Here is a 24,935-nt window from a genome sequence, read left to right as displayed (position 1 = left end):
TCAAGGAGTGTATATATGAAAATTGTCGGTTTACAAAGAAAGCTATCTATAACTCTTTGTTCTTTACTTTTTGCAAGTTCAAGCTTATTTGCTAAAGATAAAGAACAAACAAAACAGCTAGATAGTATCACTATTTTAGAAAAAACCACAGCAGATTATCAAAATAAAAAAAAGATAAATTTAGCAAGAAATAATATTGATATAGAAGAAATGGCAAAATCTGTTCAAGTATATAATGAAGATTTTATTAAAGATTATCAACCTCAAAATATCAATGATATTGTAACTATGTCTTCAAATACAACTTATTTAGGGGATAACCACGGAAGAGAAAATAAATTTGCTATTAGGGGATTTGCAGGAGTTCCTGTACTAAGAGATGGTTTTAATTTAAGTAATAGTGTGGCGTACCCAGAATTATTTAACCTTGAAAGAGTAGAAATTTTAAAAGGTCCTGATTCTTTACAATACGGTGAAGCAAATCCTGGAGGGTTAATAAACCTTGTACATAAAAAACCACAAAAAGAGTTCCACGCTCAAACTGTTTTTGAATATACTTCAAATAAATCATATAGCCCTAAACTTGATGTGGGTGGTTCTTTAAATAAAGATGGCTCTTTAAGATATAGATTAGTAAGTGTTTATAAAACAGATGAAGGGGTTAAAGATTATAATAATGATGCAAAAAAAATCTTTATTGCTCCAAGTATTGCTTATGATATAGATGATAATAATACTATTACTTTTATTAGTGAATATCTAAATGAAAGAAAACAATCTGATTTTGGAGCCTATGTGAAAAGTGATGGTACTTTAGCTACTTCTACTAAAACAGTAACTTCCCATCCAGATGAGACTTTGGATAAACTTCAAAAAATTTATGGATTTGAGCTACAAAGTAATTATAATTCTTGGAATTCATTATTAAGATATAGATATATAGATTATGAAATTGATAACCATGATGTTCATATTCCATTTGTATATAATGAAGCTGCAAATACCTTAAGTAGATTTTATGCTTCGCAAAGAAATCAATACAAAGATAATATCTTACAATATACTTTAAATAAAGAAATTGATATTTTTAATTTAAGAAATAGATTTACAATAGGTGCTGATTATAGAAAATCTTCTTCAAAATTTAGAGGGTACATGGATAGAAGAACTCTTTATACTATTAATTTATCAAATCCTACATATGAAAAGCTAACTTCTAAAGATGACCATCCACAAGCAATTACTTATGGAAATACAGGTGAGACTATAATTACAAGAAGAGTTGGTGGATTTTTACAAGACCATATAAACTTAACAGATAATTTAATACTAAGTGCTGGAGTAAGATATGATAGAGTAACTCCACAAAATAGCCAAAAAAGTAGTAAAGTTTTACCACAAGTAGGTTTAGTTTATAAACTTTCAAATCAAACAACTTTATATGCAAATTATTCAGAATCATTTTATCCACAAACAGCATTAGATAAAAATGGAAAACTTTTAGACCCAGAAGAAGGTAAAGGTATTGAACTTGGGGTTAAACAAAAACTTTTTAATGATAATTTTGATTTAACAGCAGCTATATTTAAAATACGAAAAGAAAATATTGCAACAACTGATGAAACAAATCCATTATTTTCAGTTGCAAGTGAAGAACAAGAAAGCCGTGGATTTGAAATAGACTTAGCAGGTGAAATTATTTCTGGTTGGTCTTTAGTTGCTTCTTATGGTTATACAAAAACAGAAGATAAAGGAAAAAATGAAGGCAAACTTCTTGCAGGTATTCCAAAACACACTTTTAACTTATTTACTACATATAATTTAAATAGTTTTGGTTTACCAAATACTTTTATTGGTGGAGGAGCTAGATATATAGGAAGTAGATATGCAGATACTACAAATAGTGTAAAACTTGATTCAAATATTATTTACAATGCAACATTAGGTTATAAAAAAGGTCATTGGAGTGCAAATTTAAGCTTACATAATATTACTGATGAAGAGTATGTTGAATCTGCAAGTACAAGTAGAGTTTATATTGGAACACCAAGAGCTGTTGTTGCAACTCTTAGTTACTCATTTTAACTTCTCTTTTTGAGAAGTTAAAATAAAAGGTTTTATATGATAAAAAAAATCTATCAAATACTTAAAACACCCGAAACAAATGGAAAACAAATAGGCATTTTTAGAATTTTTAGTTCTATATTTGGTGGTTTATTAGTAGCTTATTTAGGTATGACTTTAGTTGCTTTTCTAATCCCTTTAGAGGTTAAAGAATCTGCCATTATTTCTATTATGTTTAATACTTTTGCTTATGCAGGGGCTATTACTTGGATAGCCTTAGCTTCATCAAAACTAGAAGCTTTAAAAAGAGTTCTAATTCCTACAACTATTTTTACTATTGCACTTTATTTTTTTATTAAGGAATTTTAATGGAAAAATCAAAACTTTTTAAACAAAGACTATTTAGAATACATATTGCATCTGGGGTGATTTTTTCTATAATTATGTATATTGCCATATTTTTTGGAGTATTTGCAATTTTACTTCCTTATATTAAAACTTGGGAAAAACCTTCACGACATATAGACTCAAATATAAATATTTATAAAATTGATTACAATTATATGATTGAAGAGGCTTTAAAAACTGAAAATTTTCCTAAAAATAATATTTTAGTTTCTCTTCCGGGAAGAATGGGTGATCCAGCAGTTACAATTTCTCATAGATTTACCCAACCTATTGCTTTTAATCCAACAACAAAAGAGAAGTTAAATAATGAAACTAAAGAACAATCCCATCTTGCTGAATTTTTAAATGAGTTACATTATGGAGCACCTCTAAAAGTTATAGGAAGAGTATCTTTTGGATTTGTTGCAATTGGAACAATGGTTTTAATTATTACTGGACTTATATTAATCACTTTATTTAAATTTTCAAATAAAGGGAAAAATCAACAAGCAGTTTTTTCAAAAATTCATGTAAAAGTCTTTACTTGGTTATTTGTTCCATTTCTTCTAATTACTTTAAGTGGTGCAGTGATGAATGTGGGGCTTATTAGTTCAGCTCCTATGTCTCAAATGCTAACAAAAGGTGAAGCAAAAACAATTGATGCAGTGGTAGGAACTGTACTTTTCCCTCAAAGTAAACCAGTAAAAAAAGTAAATAAAGAAGTTAGTATGAAACCTCTAAATGAACTTTTACAAATAGCAAATCAAATAAATCCACAACTTACTTTTAAAGTAGTAAAGCTTATAAATTGGAAAGATGAAACAGCAAGAGTTGAAATAGAAGGTTATAACCCATATAAACCCTTTTTAAATGGAGGGATATTTAATAAACCAACCATTACTTTAAATGCCCATACAGGAGAGCTTATAGAAAATCAAAAAGTTTTAGATAAAACTTGGCCTGTATTTGTAGCTGAAGCACTATTTTTCTTACATTTTTTATTTGGTATAGATATTTTTTCAAGAATTGCAGTTGCTATTATGATGGCACTTTGTGCAATAGCTATTGGTTTTGCAATGATGTTATATTTAGAGAAAAAAGCAAAAAAATATGAAAATAAAATCACTTTTTATGATGGTATTGGAAAATTTTCATTAGCGTCTATGATAGGTATTATTCCCTCTACTGGTGCTTTATTTATTTTACAATGGGCTTTGCCTTTTGATTTAGAAGATAGAGTAATCTGGCAACAAGGAATTTTTTACAATATTTGGCTAGCAACTTTATTTTGGTCTTTTTATAGAATAAATTCATACCAAGCAGCAAAAGAGTTCTTTTTTATTGGAGGTATTACTTTTATACTTGCACCAATTTTTCACAATATATATTCAGGCTTTACTTTTTTTGAACTTCTTAGTATAAGTAATATTTTTGCTGTTGATTTAACTTTATTTATATTTGGTTTATTGCAGTTATATATTTCTAAAAAACTTCCCAAAAGTAGAGCTGAAGCAAAATTCTTTTGGATACAAAAATAAAAGGAAAAAAATGAAAAAGTATTTAAAAATATTAATTTTAATGTTATTACCACTTTCAATTTTTGCACATGAGTTAGAAGTTGAAATAGTAGATAATAAAGATGGAACTTTTACTATTCTTGGTCAATTTAATACAGGAGAGAGTGCAGCTGGGGCTTTAGTTATTTTAGAAGCTTTAAATACAAATAAAGTTTTAAAAGAAGCAAGGCTGGATGATAATGGAAAACTAACTCTTAAAATACCCCTAGAACCCTATCAAATTGTTTTTGATGATGAAGATGAAGACCATAAAATTATAAAAGCAGGAGTTGAACCTATTGGAGGTTTTAAAAAACAAGAGATTAAAAAAGAACAAAGTAGAACAAATATGCAAATTTCTTCTAGTAATGCAGTAACAATTTGCATAATTATTGCTTTTATACTTCTATTTGCAACCATATTTATAAGTATAAAAAATACAAATAAACTTCTAAATGAACTTAAAAAATAGTATGTAAATCATAAAGATTTACATACTTATCATGAATACATATTAAATAAGTTTAATTTTATTCATTATTGATTATAATTCTCAAAATTAACTAATAAAAGGTGTGAAATGTTTAAGATACCAAGTCTTATCTTTTTTTTACTATTACATTCAACTCTTTTTGCAAATGAAATAGAAAAATCTATGGATGTATTGGAGCAAACAAATAGTAAATTAAAAAACTATCAAGAAAAAATCAATAATATTGATGATAAAACTCAAGAGCTATTAAATGAATATAAATACACAAATACTGAGTTAAAAACTAGTAGAATCTACAATAAACAACTTAAAGAAATTATTGCTTCTCAAAAAGAAGAGTTAAAAAGTATAAATCAACAATTAGTAAATATAGAAAATACTCAAAAAAATATCTTTCCTCTTATGCTAAATATGGTTGAAAGCTTAAAACAATTAGTAAAACTTGATACTCCTTTTTTACTTGAAGAAAGAACTAATAGAATAAAAAGAGTTGAAGATAGTTTAAATAAAGCCGATATTAAAACAGCAGAAAAATATAGAATTATTTTAGAAGCATTTAAAATAGAGTATGACTATGCAAATAATATGGAAAGTTATCAAGATAAAATTGACAATAAAACATATAATTTCTTAAGAATAGGAAGAACTGCCCTTTATTATCAAAGCTTAGATTTAAAAGAGTATGGTTATTGGAATAAAGCTACTAACTCTTGGATAAATATAGAAGATAGTAATGCAAAATCAAATATTAGAAAAGCTATTAAAATCGCTAATAAACAACAAAATGTGGATTTTTTAAACTTACCATTTTTAACACTTAAGGAAAGCAAATGATTAAAATTATTTTAGCTTCAGCACTATTAGTTACATCATTATTTTCTCTTGATTTAAATAATTTGCTTAATAATGTTAAACAAACTTCAAATAAAGAGTTACAAGAAGAAAAACAAAGATTAGAAGAGTTTTTAAATAATAAACAAAAACAACAAGAACTTTTAATACAAACTAAAAAAGAATTAAAAGAAGAAAATGAAACAACAAAACAGTTAAAAAAACAAATTGAAAAACTTGAAGAAGAGTTAAGTCAAAAAGAGAGTGAATTAACTGTTAAAATTGGTGATTTAGGAGAGATGTTTGGAAGTGTTAGACAAACTTCAGCAGATTTTTTAACAAATTATCAAAGAACATTTACAGCTTCACAGTTTCCACAAAAAGAAGAAATTTTTACAAAATTTTCAAATTCTAAAAAACTTCCTACAATTGAAGAACTAACTTCTTTTTGGCATACAATGTTAGATGAGATTATTCAAAGTGGAAATATCTCAAAATATGAAGCAAATGTTATTTCAAATAATGGAGAAAAAAAGCTTCAAGAAGTTACAAGAATAGGATTATTTTCTGCTTTCTCAAATGGAGAATTTTTAAAATATTCAACAGATATAAACTCACTAATAGAACTATCAATTCAACCAAGTTCTACTTTTAAAAGTGAAGCCAAAGAGTTTGAACAAAGCACTAATGAGATTAAATCTATTTTAATTGACCCTACAAAAGGAACACTATTTGAAATGCTTGGAAATAATCCAACACTTCTTGATAGAGTTCATCAAGGTGGAATTGTAGGATATATTATTATCTTCCTTGGAGTTTTAGGATTAATTTTTGCAATTTATAAAATCATTTCTTTAAACTTAATATATTCAAAAATTAAAAAACAACAAAAAGATATTTCAAATTATGATGAATCAAACTCTTTAGGGAAAATTGCAAGTGTATTTTATAAAAATATAAATGATTCAATAAGCAACTTAGAGATTAAAATTGGTGAAGAAATATTAAAAGAGACAAATAATATTAAAAAAGGTCAAAGCTTTGTAAAACTTCTTGCAGCAGTTACTCCACTTCTTGGACTTTTAGGAACTGTTACAGGAATGATAGCAACTTTTCAAGCTATTACACTTTTTGGTACAGGTGACCCTAAACTTATGGCTGGTGGGATTTCAACAGCACTAATTACTACTGTTTTAGGTCTAATTACAGCTATTCCTTTACTTTTTGCATATACATATATCTCTTCAAAATCTGAGAATATTGTATCTATTTTAGAAGAACAAAGTATTGGAATGTTAGCAAAAACTTTAAAACAAAATGATTGATATATATTTAGATAACCTATTTGGCTTCTTTGATAAAGGAGGCTTTGTTTTATACATAGTATTTGGTATTGCCCTATTTTTATGGACACTATTAATTGAAAGATATATTTATATTAGTTTTGAATATAAAAAATATAAAAACTCTTTAATAAACGAGTTAAAAGAGGCTTCTTTTAGTAAAAAGTTTAAAGAAGAGATAAAAAAATATCTAATAGAAGATTCAAATATTAAACTAAAATCAGGTCTTAGTTTTATAAAGACTCTAATTATAGTTTGTCCTTTAGTGGGACTTTTAGGAACTGTTACAGGTATGATTGAAGTGTTTGATGTAATGGCAATAAATGGAACAAGCAATGTAAAATCAATGGCAAATGGTGTATCAATGGCTACTATTCCAACAATGGCTGGAATGGTAGTTGCCTTAAGTGGAATTTTATTTGAAAAAAAACTAGAACTTTCAATTAAATACCATACAGATAAGTTATATTTAGAAATATCAAAGGTTTTATAAATGAGAAGATTTTCACATAAAAACAATAAAGAAGAAACAGAAATAAACCTAACGCCTATGCTTGATGTGGTTTTTATAATGCTTATATTTTTTATTGTAACTACTTCTTTTGTAAAAGAAGCAGGGATTGATGTAAATAGACCAAGTGCCAAAACAAGTCAGCAAAAATCAAATGCAAATATTTTAATAGCTATTAAAAACAATGATGAAATTTGGATTGATAAAAGAATGGTTGATTTAAGAGCAGTAAGGTCAAATATTGAAAGACTTAAAGCTTCAAATTCACAAAATAGCGTAGTTGTTCAATCAGATAAAGATGCAAAAACTGGTGTTTTAGTAAAAGTGATGGATCAAGTTAGACTAGCAGGTATTACAAATATCTCTATTTCAACATTAAAGAACTAGAAAATGAGATTATTAATAGCAGTTTGTTTATCTTTTATTATCTCTATTTCAATCTTTTTTTTAATGCAAGAGATGATTACTTCTGATAGTAAAGTAATACAAAAAAATACCAATCCTATAGAGTTGGTATATTTAAGAGATAAAAAAGATACAAATATTGAGAAAAAAAATAGAGTAAAACCTAAAGAACCAATAAAAAAAATAGAACCAAAAAAACTTGAAATAAAAACAAATTTAAATAAAGAACTTGATAAAAATGTAAAAATTAAGCCTTTAGAGATAAATAGAAATATTGATATTTCTTCTATTAGTTCTTTAGCTGGTGCAAAAATTGAATTAGGTTCTAATTTACTTGATGCAAATATGCTAACAACTCTAAATAGAGTTAATCCTAGGTATCCTAGACGTGCAAAAATAAGAAGAGAAGAAGGTTTTGTTCAGCTTGCTTTTAAAATTGATTCAAAGGGATTTGTTTTGGATGTAAAAGTTATTGATTCAAAACCAAAAGGTGTATTTGAAGAAGAGTCTATAAATGCTATTAAAAAATGGAGGTTTAAACCTTCAAAAGATGATATAGAAGGCACTTTTAAAAATGCAACAATTACTTTTAATTTTAGGTTAGTACAATGAAAAAATTAATTTTAATACTTTTATTGGCAAGTTGCCCTCTTTGGGCAAAGCCTAGTATGTCACAAAAAACTTATGATGAGTTAATTAAAGCTCAAAAATTAATGGATAAACAAGATTATAAACTTGCTAAAACTATTTTAGAAGAGTTATTAAAACAAAAGAAAAATGATTATGAAAAATCTTTTATTCTTCAAACTTTAGCAAATATTCATATTTATAATAATCAATATGAAAAAGTAGAAAAAGCTTATGAAGAGATTATTAAATTAAATGCTTTTGAAGAGAAAAATATCCATAGTATAAAATACTCTTTAGGAAAAATCTATCTTTCATCTATGAAATATAATAAGAGTTTAAAACTTTCACTTGAACTTTTAAATAGCAAAGTAATTAAAAAAGAAGATATTTATGAAAATCTAATTTTAGCTTACTATTATGATAAAAACTACAAAAAAAGTATTGAATACTCAAAACTATATTTTCAAACAAAACAAAAAATTGATGAATCATGGTACAAAATCCTATACTCTTCTTATATAGAATTAAAAGATTATAAAAATGGTATTGAAGTTATGAAAACAATGGTTAAGCTTTTTAATACAAAAGAGGAGTATTGGGTACAATTAGCCTCTTTATATCAACAAACTAATCAACTAAAAAAATCTTTATCCACATTAGAGCTTGCTTTTAAAAATTCAGTTTTAACAAAAAAAGATAATATCTTATACTTTATAAATATTTTACTTCAAAATGAAGTTTATAATAAAGCCTCATTATTACTAGCAAAAGCTGTAAAAGAAAATCTAATAAAAGAAGATAAAAAGATTTTTGAAATTTTGGTTTCAAGTTATATAAACTCAAAACAGATACAAAAAGCTATAAATAAACTTGAAAATTCAGAGTTTAAAGAAGAAAAATATCAATTTTTACTTGCAAACTTATATTACAATAAACATCAGTTTGATAAAAGCCTAGAGGTTTTAAATAGTATAAAAACAATTAAAAATAGTAAAGTTGATGGTGAAAAAAATATTTTAAAAGCCTTATGTTATTATGAACTTGATAATAAAAAAGATAGTATTAAAACTTTAGAGCAAGTAGTAAATAACCCCTACTCTAAATCAAAAGCAAAATCTATTTTACAACAATTAAGAAGTTAGAAACTAACTTCTTAATAAAAGTAATATTTATTATTTTTCAACAACTCTTTTGGATTAATTTTAAAGTATTTTGTAAAAGCAACAGAAAAACTTTGCTGATGTTTATATCCCACAATACTTGAAACCTCAGCAATATTATAATCCCCTGTAATTAATAAAGCTTTTGCTTTTTGCATCCTTGCTTCTAATACTAAACTTCCAGGAGTAGTAGCAAATAACTCTTTAAATCCAAGTTTTAATTTAAACTCATTTAAGGCAACTTCTTTACTTAAATCACTAATTGAATAAACTTTTTGAGAACTTTGAATTAACTCTTTTGCTCTTTTTAGTGAATCAATATCTTGTGAATTAAATTTTACATTTTTGCAAGTACAAATACTACTATTTAAACTAAATAAATCTTTAAACTCATTATAAATAATCTCATAAGCCTTACTTTGAAGATATAAAGTATCTAGTTCACCTTTAAAAGGAGATTCATATAGCTCATTTGCTAAAATTTTTGTTTTATAACTTGCTAAAGATTTTTTAATATTTGTAGAGATATGATTTTTAAAATTTCTTTTTAATATCTCTTCATTTTTAAACTTTTTAAAGAAATATTTTTCTAAAAACTCATCTCTAATTACAAGACAAAGTGACTTTGTTTTTGTTAAATTATTAAAAATAATTGAGCCTTCATAACTATTTATATACTTTATTAATAGTTCATCTTTTTTAAAAAGAAGTTTTGAGTTATTGCTTTTATCTACATATACAACATCATCTCCAAGATTTATTGCTATACAAAGTCCTAAAACTTTAGAAAAAGAATTAACTTCTAATTTATTATTTACTAAAGCATTTGTTTTAAACATAAAAATATTATCTTCAATAATATCTTTATTACTTTGTATAATTCCCAAATTATTTGGAAGATTGTGTTGCCAACAATTACATCTATTTGTACTTAATAAAAAATCTTCATAATCACTACTATTTATTCTATATGACATTTAATCCCTCAAAATTAAAAATTAATCCTAAACTATTAAAAAATATATTACAATTAATTATCATTATCATTATAATATTATCTTAAATTTACTTTAGATAATATAAGGAAACAAAATGAAAAAAACAATTAGTTTTGTACTATCAAGTTTACTTCTAACTTCTATTGCTTATGCACATAGCAAAGATAAAACACACACAAATTTTGAAGCTGTTACTGTAACTGCAAATAAAATTGAAGAAAATATAATTGATGTACCTCAAAGTATTACAGTTATAACAGATGAACAATTAGAAAATAAAGGTATAAAAAAAATATCAGAAGTGATAAAAGAAATTCCAAATATGAATTTTCAAAACTCTTTAAATGGAGGAATGAGTTCTTTTAGAGGATTAAACTCATCTATGTTTACAAATAACAATCCTATTGTTATATATATTGATGGAGTACCATATTATGATAGATATGATTTTAATCCCTCACTAGAAAATGTTGAACAAATTGAAATATTAAGAGGACCACAAGGGACACTATATGGTAAAGATGCCATTGGAGGAGTTATTAATATTATAACAAAAACTCCTACAAATCAATGGAGTGGAAGTGCCTTAATGGAGTATGGAGAAGACAATCTTTATAAAACTTCTTTAAATACAAGTGGAGCAATTATAGATAATAAACTTTATGCAGGAATTAATGGCTCTTTTAAATCAGATGATGGCTGGATTACAAATCATTACTCAGGTATGAATAAAGATGCAAATAAAAAAAGAGAGAGAAAAACAAATGGTTTTTTACTTTATAAACCAACAGATAATCTTTCAGCAAAGTTTGTTTTAACAGATAATTATGAAAAAGAGTATTTTATGGATGGTTATGGTGCAAATCCTACTATAAAAATAAATAATTTAAAACGTAAAGATGCTAAAAATGTAAGTTTTGATGTTCCTACTTATGAAAGAACAAAAGTTAAATCTCAAAGTTTAAATTTAAACTATGACCTAGAAAAAGTAAAACTTGAATCAACAACAACACATAAAAAAGTAGATTTTGATGGAGATTATGATACAGATAATTTGGCTAATAACTTAAGTGATGACTTAAGACAGTTCAATTATACAGAACTTGATACATGGACACAAGAATTAAGAGTTTCAAGTAAAAATCAAGATATAAAATGGATAACTGGGCTTTACTTTGACAAAGAAGATAGACATCAAGGTCCATATGGCGCAGAGCAACTTTATTATGGTTCTGTATATATAGGAAATGCTAATTCAAACTCAAAAAGTAAAACAGCAGCTATTTTTGCTCAAACAATGATTCCTTTAGGTGAAGATTTTGAACTAACTTTAGGTGGACGATACCAAAGAATAAAAAAAGAGATTGATGTTACAGCAAAATCAAGTTGGGCAGGAGTTTCAAATCCAGATGTAAATTATATTGATGAAAAAACTTGGAATACTTTTTTACCCAAAGTGGCATTAATGTATTATCTAAATGAAAACACTTCAACTTATGTTTCTATTTCAAAAGGTTATATGCCAGGAGGGTTTAACTACTATCCTTCAAATAATAAAAGTAAAGATAATAGCTTTGAAGCTCAAAAATCAACAAATTATGAAATTGGATTAAAACATTTAGCAGAAGATTATAATATTAATATTTCTATTTTTAGAATGGATATAAAAGATATTCATGTTTATAAACAATTAATGCAAGGAACATTATTTGCAACAAGTAATGCAAATAAAGCTCACTCACAAGGTATAGAAATAGATGGAACATACTTTATAACTGATAAGCTTCAACTTTCAGCAGCAGTAGGATTAATTGATGCTAAATATGATGATTATGATAATGGTACTAGAAAATATGATGGAGAAAAAATAGAGACTACTCCTAGATATACAGCAAGTTTAGGTCTTGCTTATCTTCAAGAAAAAGGTCTTTATGGAAGAGTTGATATTTTTGCAAGAGGTAAAACTACTTATATTGATGGGGCGGATAATGATAACTTAGTTGAAGCCAATGGAGGTATTACTTCAAATGCAAAAGTTGGTTATAAAACTAAAAACTTTGATATTTACGGCTATATTACAAATATAACAAATGAAGATTATATTACTTCATATATGTCTAAACCAGGTACTGCTTGGGTAGGTTTTAATGAACCAAGAAGATTTGGTATAGGGGTTAAATACACTTTTTAAAATACCTTAATTGTAATATTATTCTCTCTTATAAAAATCAAGAGAGCCATAATCTACAAAAAATACTTTTATATAAAAAAATAATCCTTTAAAAATAAAATAGATATTGATAGCTTTTATCAATATCTATATAATTAAAAATCAAAATTTTAGGAATTTATTTATGAATAAACAAAAAAAATATGGTCTTTGGGTTATTATGAAACCTGTAATGTTTAAAATACAAATAGCCATGCTTTTATCAGCATTTGCAGCTTTAAGTTTAATTGCAACACTAATAGTTTTATCTTTAAGCTTAAGTAATATTATGCAAGGAACGGCTTTGGAGATTTTCGGAATTAAACTTAATCTTTTTAATACTATTGTATTGCTAGCAATAATGACAACAATTGCTTTTTTATCAAGATTTTATGCTTTTGTAGTTTCCCATTTAGCAGCTTTTAGGTTAGAGCAGATTTTAAGAACCAATCTTGCGCAACATTTAGCAGAAGTTCCTTTAGGATATATTATCTCAAATGGTTCAGGGACACTTAAAAAAGTAATACAAAATGATGTAAAAGCATTACATACTTTTGTAGCTGATAGTACTCCAATGATAGCAAAAAGTATAGTTGCTCCTATTACAACACTAATAATTCTTTTAGTAATTGATTATAGATTGGCTTTTGCTAGTATTTCTATTTTAATTCTTGGATTTATTGCTATGGCTTATGCAATGAGAGATTCAGAAGAGTTAAGAAAAAAGTATGACCAAAGCCAAAATGATATAAATAAAGCTGTAATAGAATTTACGCAAGCTATGATGGTAGTTCGTACTTTTGATGATGGAACAAGCTCTTTTAGAAGGTATAATAAAGCACTTCTTTCTTATAAAGAAAACTTAAATAATTGGATGAAAATAAGTGCAACTCCTGCAAAACTTGGAATGATAATTCTAAGCCCTCTTCCTACACTTTTAGCAGTTTTAGTAACAGGCATAATTCTTTTAAATAGTTCACAAATAGGGCTTTTTGCCTTAATTACTGCACTTTTTTTAAGTACAGGAATGGCAGATGCTATGATGCCTATAATGTGGCTTCAAAATTTTATAAAAAAATCTCAAGCTTCTGCTTTAAAGATTCAAGAAATACTAGATATTCCTACACTTAGTATCTCAAATAAGCCACAAATTCCTAAAGATTTTTATATGGAGTTTAAAAAAGTATCTTTTAAATATGATAATGTAGAAACTTATGCCTTAAAAAATATAAATTTAAAAATACCAAATGGTAGTGTAACGGCACTTGTGGGACCAAGTGGCGCAGGAAAAAGTACTATTGCAAAACTAATACCAAGGTTTTGGGATGTTACTAGTGGAGAGATAACTATTGGTGGAGTAAATATAAAAGATATAAACCCAGAAGTTTTAATGAATACCATTTCTTTTGTATTTCAAGATACTTTTCTTTTTCAAGATACTATTTACAACAATATTAAAATAGCAAATCCTAAAGCTTCAAAAGAAGAAATAATTAATGCTGCACGTTTGGCTCAAATACATGACTTTATAGAAACCTTACCCAAAGGATATGAAACTAAAGCAGGAGATAGAGGAGCAAATCTTTCAGGTGGACAAAAACAGCGTATTACTATTGCACGCGCTATTTTAAGAGATACTCCTATTGTAGTATTGGATGAAGCTACAGCATTTGCAGACCCAGAAAATGAAGAAGAAATTGTAAAAGCTTTAGCAAATTTAACAAGCAATAAAACTGTAATAATGATAGCTCATCGTCTTTCAACTATTAAAGATGCTGATCAAATTATTGTATTTGATAAAGGTAAAATAGTTGAAAGTGGAAAACATAAAGAACTCTTGCAAAATAATAAAATTTATAAAAAACTTTGGAATAACTACAAAAAATCTACTAAATGGAATTTAGAAAAAGGTGAATCTTATGAATAATGAAAAAGTATCTTCATTTAAACAGTCATATAATATTACTTTAGATATTGCAGGTAAAAGTGCAAATATAGTAAAAAGAAGTTTTTTATTTTTTATTTTTGCTTATGTCTTTCAAGGGCTAGCTTTTACTTTATTTTTTCCACTATTAAATAATATTTTTTCAAAAGAGTTTAATTTAAATGAGACTTTATTTTACTTAGTAATAATTGCTATATTTAGTATTGTATCTTTTATTTTTAGATGGTTGGGTTCACAGTTTCAATACTCAAAAGATATTATTGAAATAACTCATAATCTTAGAGTTAAACTTGGAGAAAAGATAAAAACTATGCCCCTTCAAAGTTTATATAAATATAGAACTGGAGAGCTAAACTCAATATTAGCTCAAAATGTTGATGATTCTATTCTTCATATGGGGATAGTTTCAGGGATGTTTTTTGAAGTTGCTATTATACCTATTGTAATTATTATTGCTACATTTTTTATAGATGTAAGTTTAGCTTTTGCTCTTCTTATTGCTTTTCCACTAGCTATTCCTATTTATACTTGGAGTAGAAAAAAAACAAAATGGGATAAAACTCAAGGAGCAAATGCTCATGCAACTCTTGAAGCAGATATTATTGAATATATCCAAGGCTTACCCGTTTTAAGAGCTGTAAATCAAGTGGGAAAAAATGCAAATAATCTTCAAAAATCTATTATAAACTTAAGAGAAATACAAAAAAAAGGTGTTTATGGTTCAACTTTTCCAATGATTATTATGAATACACTAATAGAGTTTATCTTTTTATTTGTATTAACTTTAGGAAGTCTATATATAGCAAATGCACAACTTAGTATAGGAACACTAATAGCCTTACTTATTATCTTAGGAAGATTATCTGAACCTTTAGCAAATTTTTTAGCAGTTACTGGGGTATTAGATATAATGGAAGCCTCTTTTAAGCATATTCAAAAACTTTTAGAGGTTAAAGATTTTTCTATAAAACAGCCAATAAAAGAACCTAGTAAATTTGATATTGAATTTGAAAATGTAAGTTTTGCTTATGAAGGAACAAAACAAAAAGCATTGGAAAATCTAAGTATAAAAATACAAGATAAATCACTTACAGCAATTGTAGGTCCCTCTGGAAGTGGAAAAACAACTATTACAAAACTAATTATGCGATATGCCAATCCCCAAGAAGGAAATATAAAAATAGGAAATGTTGATATAAGAAATATGAAGCAAACTACTTTAATGAGCTATATCTCTGTAGTATTTCAAGAGGTATATCTTTTTGATGATACTATTTTAAATAATATTCGTATGGGAAGAGCAAATGCTAGTGAAAAAGAAGTTTTAAAAGCTTCAAAAGCAGCATTTTGCCATGAGTTTATTTCAAGACTTCCAAAAGGTTACGATACTAAAGTAGGAGAAATAGGAGGAAGCTTAAGTGGAGGAGAAAGACAACGTATTTCCATAGCTAGAGCTATTTTAAAAGATGCTCCCATAGTTATACTAGATGAGCCTACCTCAGCACTTGATACTCAAAGTGAAGTGGCTGTTCAAAATGCTTTAGATGCACTTATAAAAGATAAAACTGTAATTGTAATAGCCCATCGTCTTTCAACTATTACCCACGCTGATAATATTTTAGTTATTGAAAATGCAAAGTTAAAAGAGAAAGGAACACATCAAGAACTATTTGAAAAACAAGGGAAATATTATGCAATGTTTCAAGCACAACAAAGAGTAAAACAGTGGAATGTTAAAAGTAGTAATAAATGAAAAAAAAGCTAACTTGGACAACTTTATTTTTATTATTTAGCCTTTATACAACCCAATTTTTAGGTTTAGGTTTTTTTATGGAAGCCTTTATAGGAATTTTACGACAAAACAAAGTTCCTTTAGAAAATCTTGGGTTTATTTATATGCTTGGACTTTTTTGGGTATTTAGATTTTTATGGGCTCCTTTTATAGATAAAATATATTTTAAAAAAATGGGTCACTATCGAGGTTGGATTCTTATTTTCCAATCTTTGATGGTTATTACACTCTTTCTTATATCTATTTTGCATATAAAAGATAATTTAAATCTAATTATTTATCTAGCAATATTTTTTGCTTTTTTTGCAGCTTCACAAAATATAGCTTTAGATGCCTTTGCTTTTAAAATAACTTTTAAAAAAGAGCGTTCACTTATTAATGGAATTAAAGCCTCAGGTGGATTAATTGGTATGATTTTAGGTGGAGGAGTTGGTCTTATACTTTATTCTAAACTTAACTGGAATTATACAATGATGATTATGACAATAATTACAGCTATTTCACTTATTCAAATATTTTTTTACTCAGAACCAACTATAAAACATTCAAATTTTGTTGAAAAAATTGATTTTAAGCAGTATATTTACTTTTGGAAAACAAAAAAAAAGAAATTATGGTTTATTTTACTTCTTCTTTATCCTGCAACTATCTCTTCAGCTTTTGGTATGACCACTCCTTTATTAGTAGATTTAAACTGGAGTTTGGACAAAATAGGTTTTACTGTTCATATAGTAGGTTATGGCATAGGTTTTTTAGCCTCATTTGCAGCTTCATTTTTAATAAATAAATTTGGTAAAAAAAATATTTTAATTATTGCTGCTATTGGGCAAATAGTTGGTATTTTAATGCTTTTACTAATTTTTAAACATCATGAAAATGATTTTCTTGTGATGTTTATAATTGGTTTTGTATTTTTATTTTATACCCCTTCACAAGTCCTTATGACAACATTAATGATGGATTTATCTTCAAATAAATCTCCAGCTTCACAATTTGCAATACAACATAGTATTTATATGTTTTCAGGAATATTTTTTAGCGCAATGTCTGTTTCTATGGCTGGTATCATAGGCTATGAAAAAATAATATTGATTTGTGCCTTTATTGGCTTATGTTCAATGTATCTTTCAACAAAAATTGAACTTATTATAAAAAAGGAAAAAATAAATGAAAGAGATTAAACCTTTAATGATTATTACTATACTATGTGCCTCATCTATGATGGCTTTTTTAGCTGTGGTTGGTCCTATAATTAGACAATTAAATTTACAAGAATGGCATGCAGGTCTTATGGTTGCTCTTGCAGGAGTTGCTTGGGTTATGTTATCTCGTTTTTGGGGTAAAAAAAGTGATTTTTACGGAAGAAAAAATATCTTAGTTTTTGCAAGTATTGGTTTCTTTTTTTCATATTTATTACTTGCTTTTTTTGTAAATTATGCAGTTATTACACCTCCTAGTATAATAATCTGTCTTGGTGTATTAATTTTTACAAGAGTTATGATAGGAGTATTTTATTCAGCTATTCCTCCTGTTTCAAATGCACTAATTGCTGATAAAGTAGAAATTCAAAAAAGAACTTCATATATGGCAAGTATCGGAGCTGCAAATGGTATAGGTATGGTGTTAGGGCCTATTATTGGGGGAGTTTTAGCAATTTATGGTTTAGCAGTACCTTTATATATAGCTGCTATTTTACCTTTAATTGCTGTTTTTGTACTAATAATATTTTTAGAACCAAATAAAAAAATTGAAAAGACCCAAGATACAGTTCTTAAACTCTTTGATAAAAGAATTAGACTACCGATGCTTGCTTCATTTTTTACTATGTTTTGTATTGTTACTTCTCAGGTTTGTTTAGGCTTTTATATTTTAGATAAATTTAATATCCAAGCAATACAAGCAGCAAAAGTTACAGGATATATCTTATCTATAATTGGAGTTGTTTTTATAATCACTCAAATTATAGTATCTAAACTAAAAAATATAAGCCCTTATACTTGGTTATTTCTAGGTTCACTTTTAACAGCTTTGGGATATTTTTTAGTTAGTCTTATCTCAACAAAAATTGAATTAGCAATAGCTTTTTCAATAGCAATTGCAGGTTTAGGTATGATAATGCCTGCATTTATGGCAATAACTGCAAACAATGTAGAAGCACATGAGCAAGGAGTTGCAGCAGGTACAGTATCAGCTTCACAAGGTTTAGGTATTATAATTGGTCCACTTTTTAGCACTATACTTTATGAGGTAAACCCTACTTATCCTTTTATTTTTTGTTCAATTATCTTTTTAGTATTAACCTTTGTTTCATTTTCTTATAGAAAAAAAGAAGTTTTAGTATGTTAGAAGTTTTTATTTTAGCAGTTGCACTTAGTATGGATGCCTTTGCTGTATCTATTGGTTTAGGAATAAAAAATAGTAAAAATCTTAAGACTCTTGCTTTTAAAGCAGGAGTTTATTTTGGCTTTTTCCAAGCACTAATGCCTTTTATAGGATATATAGGAGGAGTTGGATTAAAAGATATAATTAAGGATTTTGATTATTGGATAGCTTTTTTTATTTTACAAATAATTGGAAGTAAAATGATATATGAAGCTTTTTATGAAAATATTGAAAAACAAATAAAAGTTATTTCAAATAAAGTTTTATTTACTTTAGCAATAGCTACAAGTATAGATGCCTTAGCAACAGGTTTTACTTTACATTTATTTAGTTTAAATATCTATATTTCTCTTTTACTTATTGGAATTATAACTTTTATTTTTAGCTTCTTAGGAGTTTTTATTGGCTCAAAAGGAAATGCTAAATATGAAAAAAAAGCAGAGATTTTTGGTGGGGTAATTTTAATAGTTATTGGTTTTAAAATTCTATTTAAGAATATTACAATTTTCTAATTTTTAAAAATTTAATTAAAAAGTAAGTGTCAATTAACAAAAAACATGTAAAATTATAAAAAATATTATAAAGGAATATTATGAATAAGATAATTTTAACTTTTTTAACTATCCTTACTTTTTTATTTGTTGGATGTGGAGAAAACAATTCTACACAAACAAATGAAAAAAAAGTTATCAAAGTAGGAACTTCAGGTGGATACTTCCCTTTTACATTTTATGAAAATGACCAATTAAAAGGTTTTGAAATTGATGTTTGGAATGCAATTGGTGAAAAATTAGGTGCTACTATTGAATTTAAAACTGCAAAATTTTCAGGTTTATTTGGAATGTTAGAAACAGGAAAAATTGATACTATTTCAAATCAAATTACAACAACACCTCAAAGATTAGAAAAGTACTATTTTGCAACACCATATGTTTATGATGGAGCACAAATTATTGTACATAAAGACAATAATGAAATTAAATCTTTTGAAGATTTAAAAGGTAAAAAAGTAGGTGTTACACTTGGTACAAACTACGCACAAATAGTAAAAAGTTTAGATAAAAATGATGAAGTTACACTTATAACTTATGAAGGTAATGGATTTGAGCAAGATGTAAAACTAAAAAGAATTGACGCTTTTGTTCAAGATAGAATTTCAGCAGTAGAACTTATCAAAAAAGCAAATCTACCTCTTAAAATAGTAGGTGAGCCTTTAGAAATTTTAACAAACTCTTTTCCATTTGTAAAAAATGAAGCAAATAAAGCTTTACTTGAAGAGGTAAATAAAGCTATTGAAGAGTTAAAAAAAGATGGTACATTAAAAAATATTTCAGTAAAATGGTTTGATACTAATATTACAGAGAAATAATGACTAGCTTTGATATAGATTATACATTGGGAATTTTCCCAATACTTTTTAAATATATAGATATTACTATTTCTATGGCACTTATCGCAACTGCCATAGCTTTAGTAATAGCAATAATTATAGCAATAATAAAAACTTTTAAGATAAAATTTTTATCATCATTTTGTGATTTATATATCTCTTTTTTAAGAGGAACTCCTTTAATAGTTCAGCTATTTTTATTATATTTTGGACTACCTCAAATCCTTCCTATTTTTTCAAATTTGGATGCGTATAGTGCTTCAATTGCTGGGTTGTCTTTGCATTTTTCTGCATATATGGCTGAATCTATAAGAGGAGCTATTTCATCAATAGACAAAGGACAATTTGAAGCTGCTTCTTCTTTAGGGATGTCAAAAACACAAAGTTTTTCACATATTATTTTACCTCAAGCTATAAGAGTAGCAATCCCAAGTTTAATGAACAATTTTATTGATCTAATAAAAAGCACTTCTTTAGCATTTACTCTTGGTGTGCCAGAAATTATGGCAAAAGCACAGCTTGAAGCCTCAAGTAGTTATAAATACTTTGAAGCATTTTTAGCAGTGGCTCTTGTATATTGGGTAATAGTAATAACATTTACATATCTTCAAAAAAGAATAGAGAAAAGACTAAACAAAGCTTACTCAATCTAAATTATTTTCATACTCTTTTATAATAGATTTATCAATTTTTCTATAAAGTTAATAATCTTAATATAAAGTTTCAGAGTATGAAAAATAGATTTTTTACAATATCAATTCCCATTTTATTACTAATAATTGCTTCTTTTTATATAACTTCCAAGTTTGTAAAACCTGCACCAAAAAAAGAGATAACTATTGCAACAGGCACAGAAGATGGAAATTATTATAAAACAGCTTTAATATATAAAGAGTTACTAGAAAAAGAGAAAGTAAAAGTAAATCTTATTACTTCTAAAGGCTCTATGGATAATATCAAGCTTTTACAAGAAAATAAAGCTGATATTGCATTTATGCAAAATGGCTCTATTACAGCACAAGAAGATAATAGCATTAAAGCAATAGCTTCTATATATTATGAACCTTTATGGGTGTTTTATAAAAATGAAGGTTTTAAAATTGATTATATTATTCAATTAATAACTAAAAAAATCTCTATTGGGGAAGTTGGTAGTGGCACACAAAATCTTGTCTCTAAGATATTAAAAGACAATGGAATTACAAAAGAAAACTCAACAATATTAAATTATACAAATGAAAAGGCAAAAGAACTTCTTTTAAAAGGTGAACTTGATACACTTTTTGTGGTAAGCTCTCAAAACTCAGAAATAGTAAAAGAACTACTTGCAAATCCAAATATAAATATCTTAAGCTTTAAAAGAGCAAAGGCATATAGTAGAAAATACTCTTATTTGGAATCCCTAACTTTATATGAAGGCACATTAGATTTATATAAAAATCTTCCAGATGAAAATATCAATCTTTTAGCTTCTGCTGCTACTTTAGTAGTAAAAGATGGTTTTTCTGAAGAGTTAATAAGAATTTTTTTAAAAAAAGTAAAAGAAGTACACAATAATAAAGACCTTTTTGCAAAGCAAGGAGAATTTCCAAATATTTTAAATATGAAACTAGAAGTTCACGATGAAGCACAAATATATTTTCAAAATGGAGATACTTGGCTAGAAAAAATCTTTCCATATTGGATAGCTTCAAATATTGATAGATTAAAAATATTTTTAATCCCTCTTATTACTTTAATGTTACCTTTATACAAAGGGGTATTTCCTTTATATCAATGGAGTATGCGATCAAAAATTTATAAATGGTATGAAGAAGTAAAAGATTTTGATAAAAAAATAGGAACATTAAATAAACAAGAGTTAGAACTTGAATTAGAAAAAATCCAAAAGCTTCAAGAGGAAATTTCAAAAGAGACAAAAGTGCCTCTTTCATTTATGGGAGAATATTATAATTTAATAATGCATATAAATCTAATTGAGCAAAGAATTAAAACAAAACTAAAGCTTATTTAGATTCTTTGCATTGATTTTTGCTATAAGTTCACCAATAATATTTTTATATAAGTGAGTAAATACATAAGGGTCTTCTTCATATAACTCAAGTGCTAGTTTGAAACTAATCACTTCCACCTTTGTATTTGCTCTTACAGTTGCACTTCTTTTTTCTTTAGTAATAGGTGAAAACTCTCCAAAGATTTGATTTTCTTTTAATTCTCCTACTACTTTAGCTCCAATAATTGCTCTACATGTTCCACTTAAAATAAAGAAAATTTCATCACCTTCTTCATTTAAATTTAAAATAATTTCATGGGGCTTATATCTAATAAATTTTACATCTTTTATAATATGCTTAATATCTTCATCTCTCATATCTTTAAAAAACTTAATATTCTTTTTTGAATCAACCAATCTTTGAATTATCTCATCACACTCTATTTCATCTTTAGGTTCAAGTGATTTTAATTCGCCAATTTCTAACTTTGTATATGAGATGTCTAAAGGTTTTGTGTCTGTTTGTATCTTGAAATTACAGATTGTATCAAACTTTTTATTTGTATGTCTTAGAAACTCTTTTGTTCCAAAGATATTTGAAGTAGTAAAATTCTTAATAAACTTTGTAAGTATTTTTGAACGCATAGCTTCATGCCAAATATACAAATCAAGATAATATAACTTTGTATTCATTATCTTAACTGCTCTTAGCTTCTCTTCTTTTAGTACTTTACTAAAAGCTTTATTGAATTCTTCGAATTTTATATCTTTTTTATTTTCAAACTCATTATATATTTTTTCAATATTATATTTTATTTCTACATCATAAAAATAGTTGATTAGTGAAACAGTATCATTTAGAAACTTTTTCATTAATTCTGTTTTAAAATTCTCATCCATCACTGAAAAAAGATTTATAATATTGAAAATTTTATCTTTCATATTTAAATATTCGTTGTTTTGTAAGGATTCATTTATCCCTAATATAGTGTCATGATATTCTATAATCTTATAGAAATTATCGAGTTTTGACCTAATATACCCTTCCAATGCTTCTCTCTTTGTGTCTTATACTTGATACACTATTTTAGCCTAAATTAGATATAATTTCCCCAAAAAACAGAAGGATTTTAATTTGAGAATATTATCAGGAATTCAACCATCAGGTACAATTCATATAGGAAACTATTTTGGTATGATCAAAAAAATGGTAGAATCACAAGATGATGGTGAACTATTTGCATTTTTAGCATCATATCATGCTTTAACATCGGTAAAAGAAAAAGAGGCTTTAGAAAACAATATTTTTGAAGCTGCAGTTAATTTTTTAGCTTTAGGAATGGACCCGGAAAAATCTACATTTTGGGTACAACACGATGTAAAAGAGGTACTTGAGTTATACTGGATATTATCAAATCATACTTCTATGGGACTACTTGAAAGAGCACATTCATATAAAGATAAAACAGCAAAAGGAATTCAGGCAAATCATGGACTGTTTTCATATCCAGTTTTAATGGCTGCTGATATTTTACTATTTGATTCAAATATTGTTCCAGTAGGGAAAGACCAAATCCAACATGTTGAAATGACAAGAGATATTGCAAACTCATTTAACCATGCTTATAAAAAAGAGATTTTAATTCTTCCTGAAGCAAAAGTTGATGAGATTGTTGCCACTGTTCCAGGAACAGATGGAGCAAAAATGTCAAAATCTTATGGAAATACTATTGATATGTTTGGAAGCAAGAAAAAAGTAAAAAAACAAGTTATGAGTATAGTTACTGATTCAAAAGAGTTAGATGAACCAAAAGAGTGGGAAAACTGCAATATCTATAAACTTTGTGAATTATTTATGAGTGAAGAAGAGCTAAAAGAACTACAACAAAGATATGCAACTCCTGGTGAAGGATATGGTCACTTTAAACTAACTTTACTTGATAAAATAAATGAACATTTTGAACCATATGCAGAAAAAAGAGAATACTTTATAAACAATCCACAAAAAGTAAAAGAGATACTTGAATTTGGAGCAAGTAAAGCAAGAAAAGTTGCAAGAGCAAAGATGGAACAAATAAGAGAAATCGTAGGACTTGGACTATACTAATAAAAGGGCACCTGCCCTTTTAAAATTTATATCTTAAACCTAAAAATAGTTCATGAGCTTTTAAACTATAAGAAAAATCTTTTGTTAATTCAAATTCTTTACTAAATTCTTTTGCTTTTAAGTTTCCATAATCTCCATAAGAATAAGATAAATCTAAATCTATACTTTTAGTTATAGGATATACTGTACCCACTGTTGCTTTCCATACAAAATTTGTCCCACTATCTCTTGTATATTTTTCTTTATAATCATAACCTGTAGATGTATAACTATACTCTGTATACGGTATCTTTATACTATATCTTACAAACCCTAATCCTAAACCTACATATGGTTTTATAGGCCATTTTGCATCAATTAGCTCTGGAATACTAATAATATTATTTAATATTAATGCAGAATGATCAACCTTCGTTTCATGTTCTATCTCTCTTTCTTTATAATTGATTTTTGGAGTATATTGAAATAAAGCTTCTATATTATAAAAACTATTTACTTCATACCCAAGCCCTAAAGTATAGCTCCCATAACTTTTAGATTTAAAATCAAAGTCAAATGAATCATACTCATCACGTACATTTACAACTTGACTAGAAGTTTTATTTAAACTTATCCCTGTCTTAATATAAAACTTATTACTACTATCTGCAAAACTATATGTTGAAATAAACAACATTAACCCAATAAAAACTCTTAGAAATTTACTCATAACTATTTCTCCTTTTTTTGTAAATTTCAT

23 protein-coding genes are annotated in these 24,935 nt (G+C 26.6%); 20 read left to right on the top strand and 3 right to left on the bottom strand.

Annotated elements, in window-relative coordinates:
* Positions 1-15: 15 nt before the first annotated feature.
* From AMYT_RS02115 to AMYT_RS02070, 10 genes are all read left to right on the top strand, one after another.
* Positions 16-2,085 (top strand): TonB-dependent siderophore receptor, encoded by a 2,070-nt coding sequence (locus AMYT_RS02115; protein ID WP_114840920.1) that lies wholly within the window; start codon positions 16-18, stop codon positions 2,083-2,085.
* Between the two features lie 36 nt (positions 2,086-2,121).
* On the top strand, positions 2,122-2,433 hold the full coding sequence (locus AMYT_RS02110; protein ID WP_114840919.1) for a hypothetical protein: 312 nt from the start codon (positions 2,122-2,124) through the stop codon (positions 2,431-2,433).
* Entirely contained in the window at positions 2,433-3,989 is a 1,557-nt protein-coding gene (locus AMYT_RS02105; RefSeq protein WP_114840918.1) for a PepSY-associated TM helix domain-containing protein, read from the top strand. Before AMYT_RS02110 ends, AMYT_RS02105 begins: the two co-directional genes overlap by 1 nt.
* Before the next feature lie 10 nt (positions 3,990-3,999).
* Positions 4,000-4,479, top strand: a complete 480-nt coding sequence (locus AMYT_RS02100; protein WP_114840917.1) for a hypothetical protein — start codon at positions 4,000-4,002, stop codon at positions 4,477-4,479.
* Between the two features lie 108 nt (positions 4,480-4,587).
* Positions 4,588-5,334, top strand: a complete 747-nt coding sequence (locus AMYT_RS02095) for a DUF3450 domain-containing protein (protein ID WP_114840916.1) — start codon at positions 4,588-4,590, stop codon at positions 5,332-5,334.
* The gene (locus tag AMYT_RS02090; protein ID WP_114840915.1) at positions 5,331-6,656 is read left to right on the top strand and encodes a MotA/TolQ/ExbB proton channel family protein; all 1,326 of its coding nucleotides are present in this window, start codon (positions 5,331-5,333) and stop codon (positions 6,654-6,656) included. Before AMYT_RS02095 ends, AMYT_RS02090 begins: the two co-directional genes overlap by 4 nt.
* Positions 6,649-7,167 (top strand): MotA/TolQ/ExbB proton channel family protein, encoded by a 519-nt coding sequence (locus AMYT_RS02085; RefSeq protein WP_114840914.1) that lies wholly within the window; start codon positions 6,649-6,651, stop codon positions 7,165-7,167. Before AMYT_RS02090 ends, AMYT_RS02085 begins: the two co-directional genes overlap by 8 nt.
* Positions 7,168-7,572 (top strand): ExbD/TolR family protein, encoded by a 405-nt coding sequence (locus tag AMYT_RS02080; protein WP_114840913.1) that lies wholly within the window; start codon positions 7,168-7,170, stop codon positions 7,570-7,572.
* 3 nt (positions 7,573-7,575) lie between these two features.
* Entirely contained in the window at positions 7,576-8,202 is a 627-nt protein-coding gene (locus AMYT_RS02075; RefSeq protein ID WP_114840912.1) for an energy transducer TonB, read from the top strand.
* Positions 8,199-9,362 (top strand): tetratricopeptide repeat protein, encoded by a 1,164-nt coding sequence (locus tag AMYT_RS02070; RefSeq protein ID WP_114840911.1) that lies wholly within the window; start codon positions 8,199-8,201, stop codon positions 9,360-9,362. The genes AMYT_RS02075 and AMYT_RS02070 overlap by 4 nt, the downstream gene beginning before the upstream one ends.
* An 11-nt stretch (positions 9,363-9,373) precedes the next feature.
* Here AMYT_RS02070 and AMYT_RS02065 read toward each other — a convergent pair whose 3' ends face one another.
* A complete protein-coding gene (locus AMYT_RS02065) occupies positions 9,374-10,357 on the bottom strand; it encodes a helix-turn-helix transcriptional regulator (RefSeq protein ID WP_114840910.1) in 984 nt (327 codons plus the stop codon).
* A 115-nt stretch (positions 10,358-10,472) separates the two neighbouring features.
* Here AMYT_RS02065 and AMYT_RS02060 point away from each other — a divergent pair, with 115 nt between their 5' ends.
* The 9 genes from AMYT_RS02060 (at position 10,473) to AMYT_RS02020 (ending at position 22,110) form a co-directional block, all read left to right on the top strand.
* Positions 10,473-12,569 (top strand): TonB-dependent receptor, encoded by a 2,097-nt coding sequence (locus AMYT_RS02060; RefSeq protein WP_114840909.1) that lies wholly within the window; start codon positions 10,473-10,475, stop codon positions 12,567-12,569.
* A gap of 163 nt (positions 12,570-12,732) precedes the next feature.
* Entirely contained in the window at positions 12,733-14,514 is a 1,782-nt protein-coding gene (locus tag AMYT_RS02055; RefSeq protein ID WP_114840908.1) for an ABC transporter ATP-binding protein, read from the top strand.
* Positions 14,507-16,285, top strand: coding sequence for an ABC transporter ATP-binding protein (locus AMYT_RS02050; protein WP_114840907.1), 1,779 nt, complete (start codon positions 14,507-14,509; stop codon positions 16,283-16,285). The genes AMYT_RS02055 and AMYT_RS02050 overlap by 8 nt, the downstream gene beginning before the upstream one ends.
* Positions 16,282-17,505, top strand: coding sequence for an MFS transporter (locus AMYT_RS02045; RefSeq protein ID WP_114840906.1), 1,224 nt, complete (start codon positions 16,282-16,284; stop codon positions 17,503-17,505). Before AMYT_RS02050 ends, AMYT_RS02045 begins: the two co-directional genes overlap by 4 nt.
* Positions 17,492-18,670, top strand: a complete 1,179-nt coding sequence (locus AMYT_RS02040; RefSeq protein ID WP_114840905.1) for an MFS transporter — start codon at positions 17,492-17,494, stop codon at positions 18,668-18,670. Before AMYT_RS02045 ends, AMYT_RS02040 begins: the two co-directional genes overlap by 14 nt.
* Positions 18,664-19,218, top strand: a complete 555-nt coding sequence (locus AMYT_RS02035) for a manganese efflux pump MntP (RefSeq protein WP_114840904.1) — start codon at positions 18,664-18,666, stop codon at positions 19,216-19,218. Before AMYT_RS02040 ends, AMYT_RS02035 begins: the two co-directional genes overlap by 7 nt.
* Positions 19,219-19,298: 80 nt before the next feature.
* The gene (locus AMYT_RS02030) at positions 19,299-20,075 is read left to right on the top strand and encodes an amino acid ABC transporter substrate-binding protein (protein ID WP_114840903.1); all 777 of its coding nucleotides are present in this window, start codon (positions 19,299-19,301) and stop codon (positions 20,073-20,075) included.
* Complete coding sequence (locus tag AMYT_RS02025) at positions 20,075-20,749, top strand: amino acid ABC transporter permease (protein ID WP_114840902.1); 675 nt, start codon at positions 20,075-20,077, stop codon at positions 20,747-20,749. The genes AMYT_RS02030 and AMYT_RS02025 overlap by 1 nt, the downstream gene beginning before the upstream one ends.
* A 77-nt stretch (positions 20,750-20,826) precedes the next feature.
* Entirely contained in the window at positions 20,827-22,110 is a 1,284-nt protein-coding gene (locus tag AMYT_RS02020; protein ID WP_114840901.1) for a TAXI family TRAP transporter solute-binding subunit, read from the top strand.
* On the opposite strand, the gene AMYT_RS02015 is transcribed toward AMYT_RS02020, so the two are convergent.
* Positions 22,096-23,031: a cyclic nucleotide-binding domain-containing protein gene (locus AMYT_RS02015; protein WP_114840900.1), complete on the bottom strand. Its 936-nt coding sequence runs from the start codon at positions 23,029-23,031 to the stop codon at positions 22,096-22,098. The two genes, AMYT_RS02020 and AMYT_RS02015, sit on opposite strands and share 15 nt — an antisense overlap.
* Before the next feature lie 193 nt (positions 23,032-23,224).
* Between AMYT_RS02015 and trpS the strand changes: the two genes are divergently transcribed.
* On the top strand, positions 23,225-24,196 hold the full coding sequence (gene trpS / locus AMYT_RS02010; RefSeq protein ID WP_114840899.1) for a tryptophan--tRNA ligase: 972 nt from the start codon (positions 23,225-23,227) through the stop codon (positions 24,194-24,196).
* A 19-nt stretch (positions 24,197-24,215) separates the two neighbouring features.
* On the opposite strand, the gene AMYT_RS02005 is transcribed toward trpS, so the two are convergent.
* Positions 24,216-24,905 carry an outer membrane protein gene (locus tag AMYT_RS02005; protein WP_162919455.1) on the bottom strand — a complete coding sequence of 230 codons (690 nt, stop codon included), beginning with the start codon at positions 24,903-24,905 and terminating at the stop codon, positions 24,216-24,218.
* Between the last annotated feature and the right edge of the window lie 30 nt (positions 24,906-24,935).

The organism is Malaciobacter mytili LMG 24559 (genome assembly GCF_003346775.1).
GTDB lineage: Bacteria > Campylobacterota > Campylobacteria > Campylobacterales > Arcobacteraceae > Malaciobacter > Malaciobacter mytili.
Note: the sequence above shows the minus strand (reverse complement) of the source record. Positions and strands in the feature narration are given on the sequence as shown.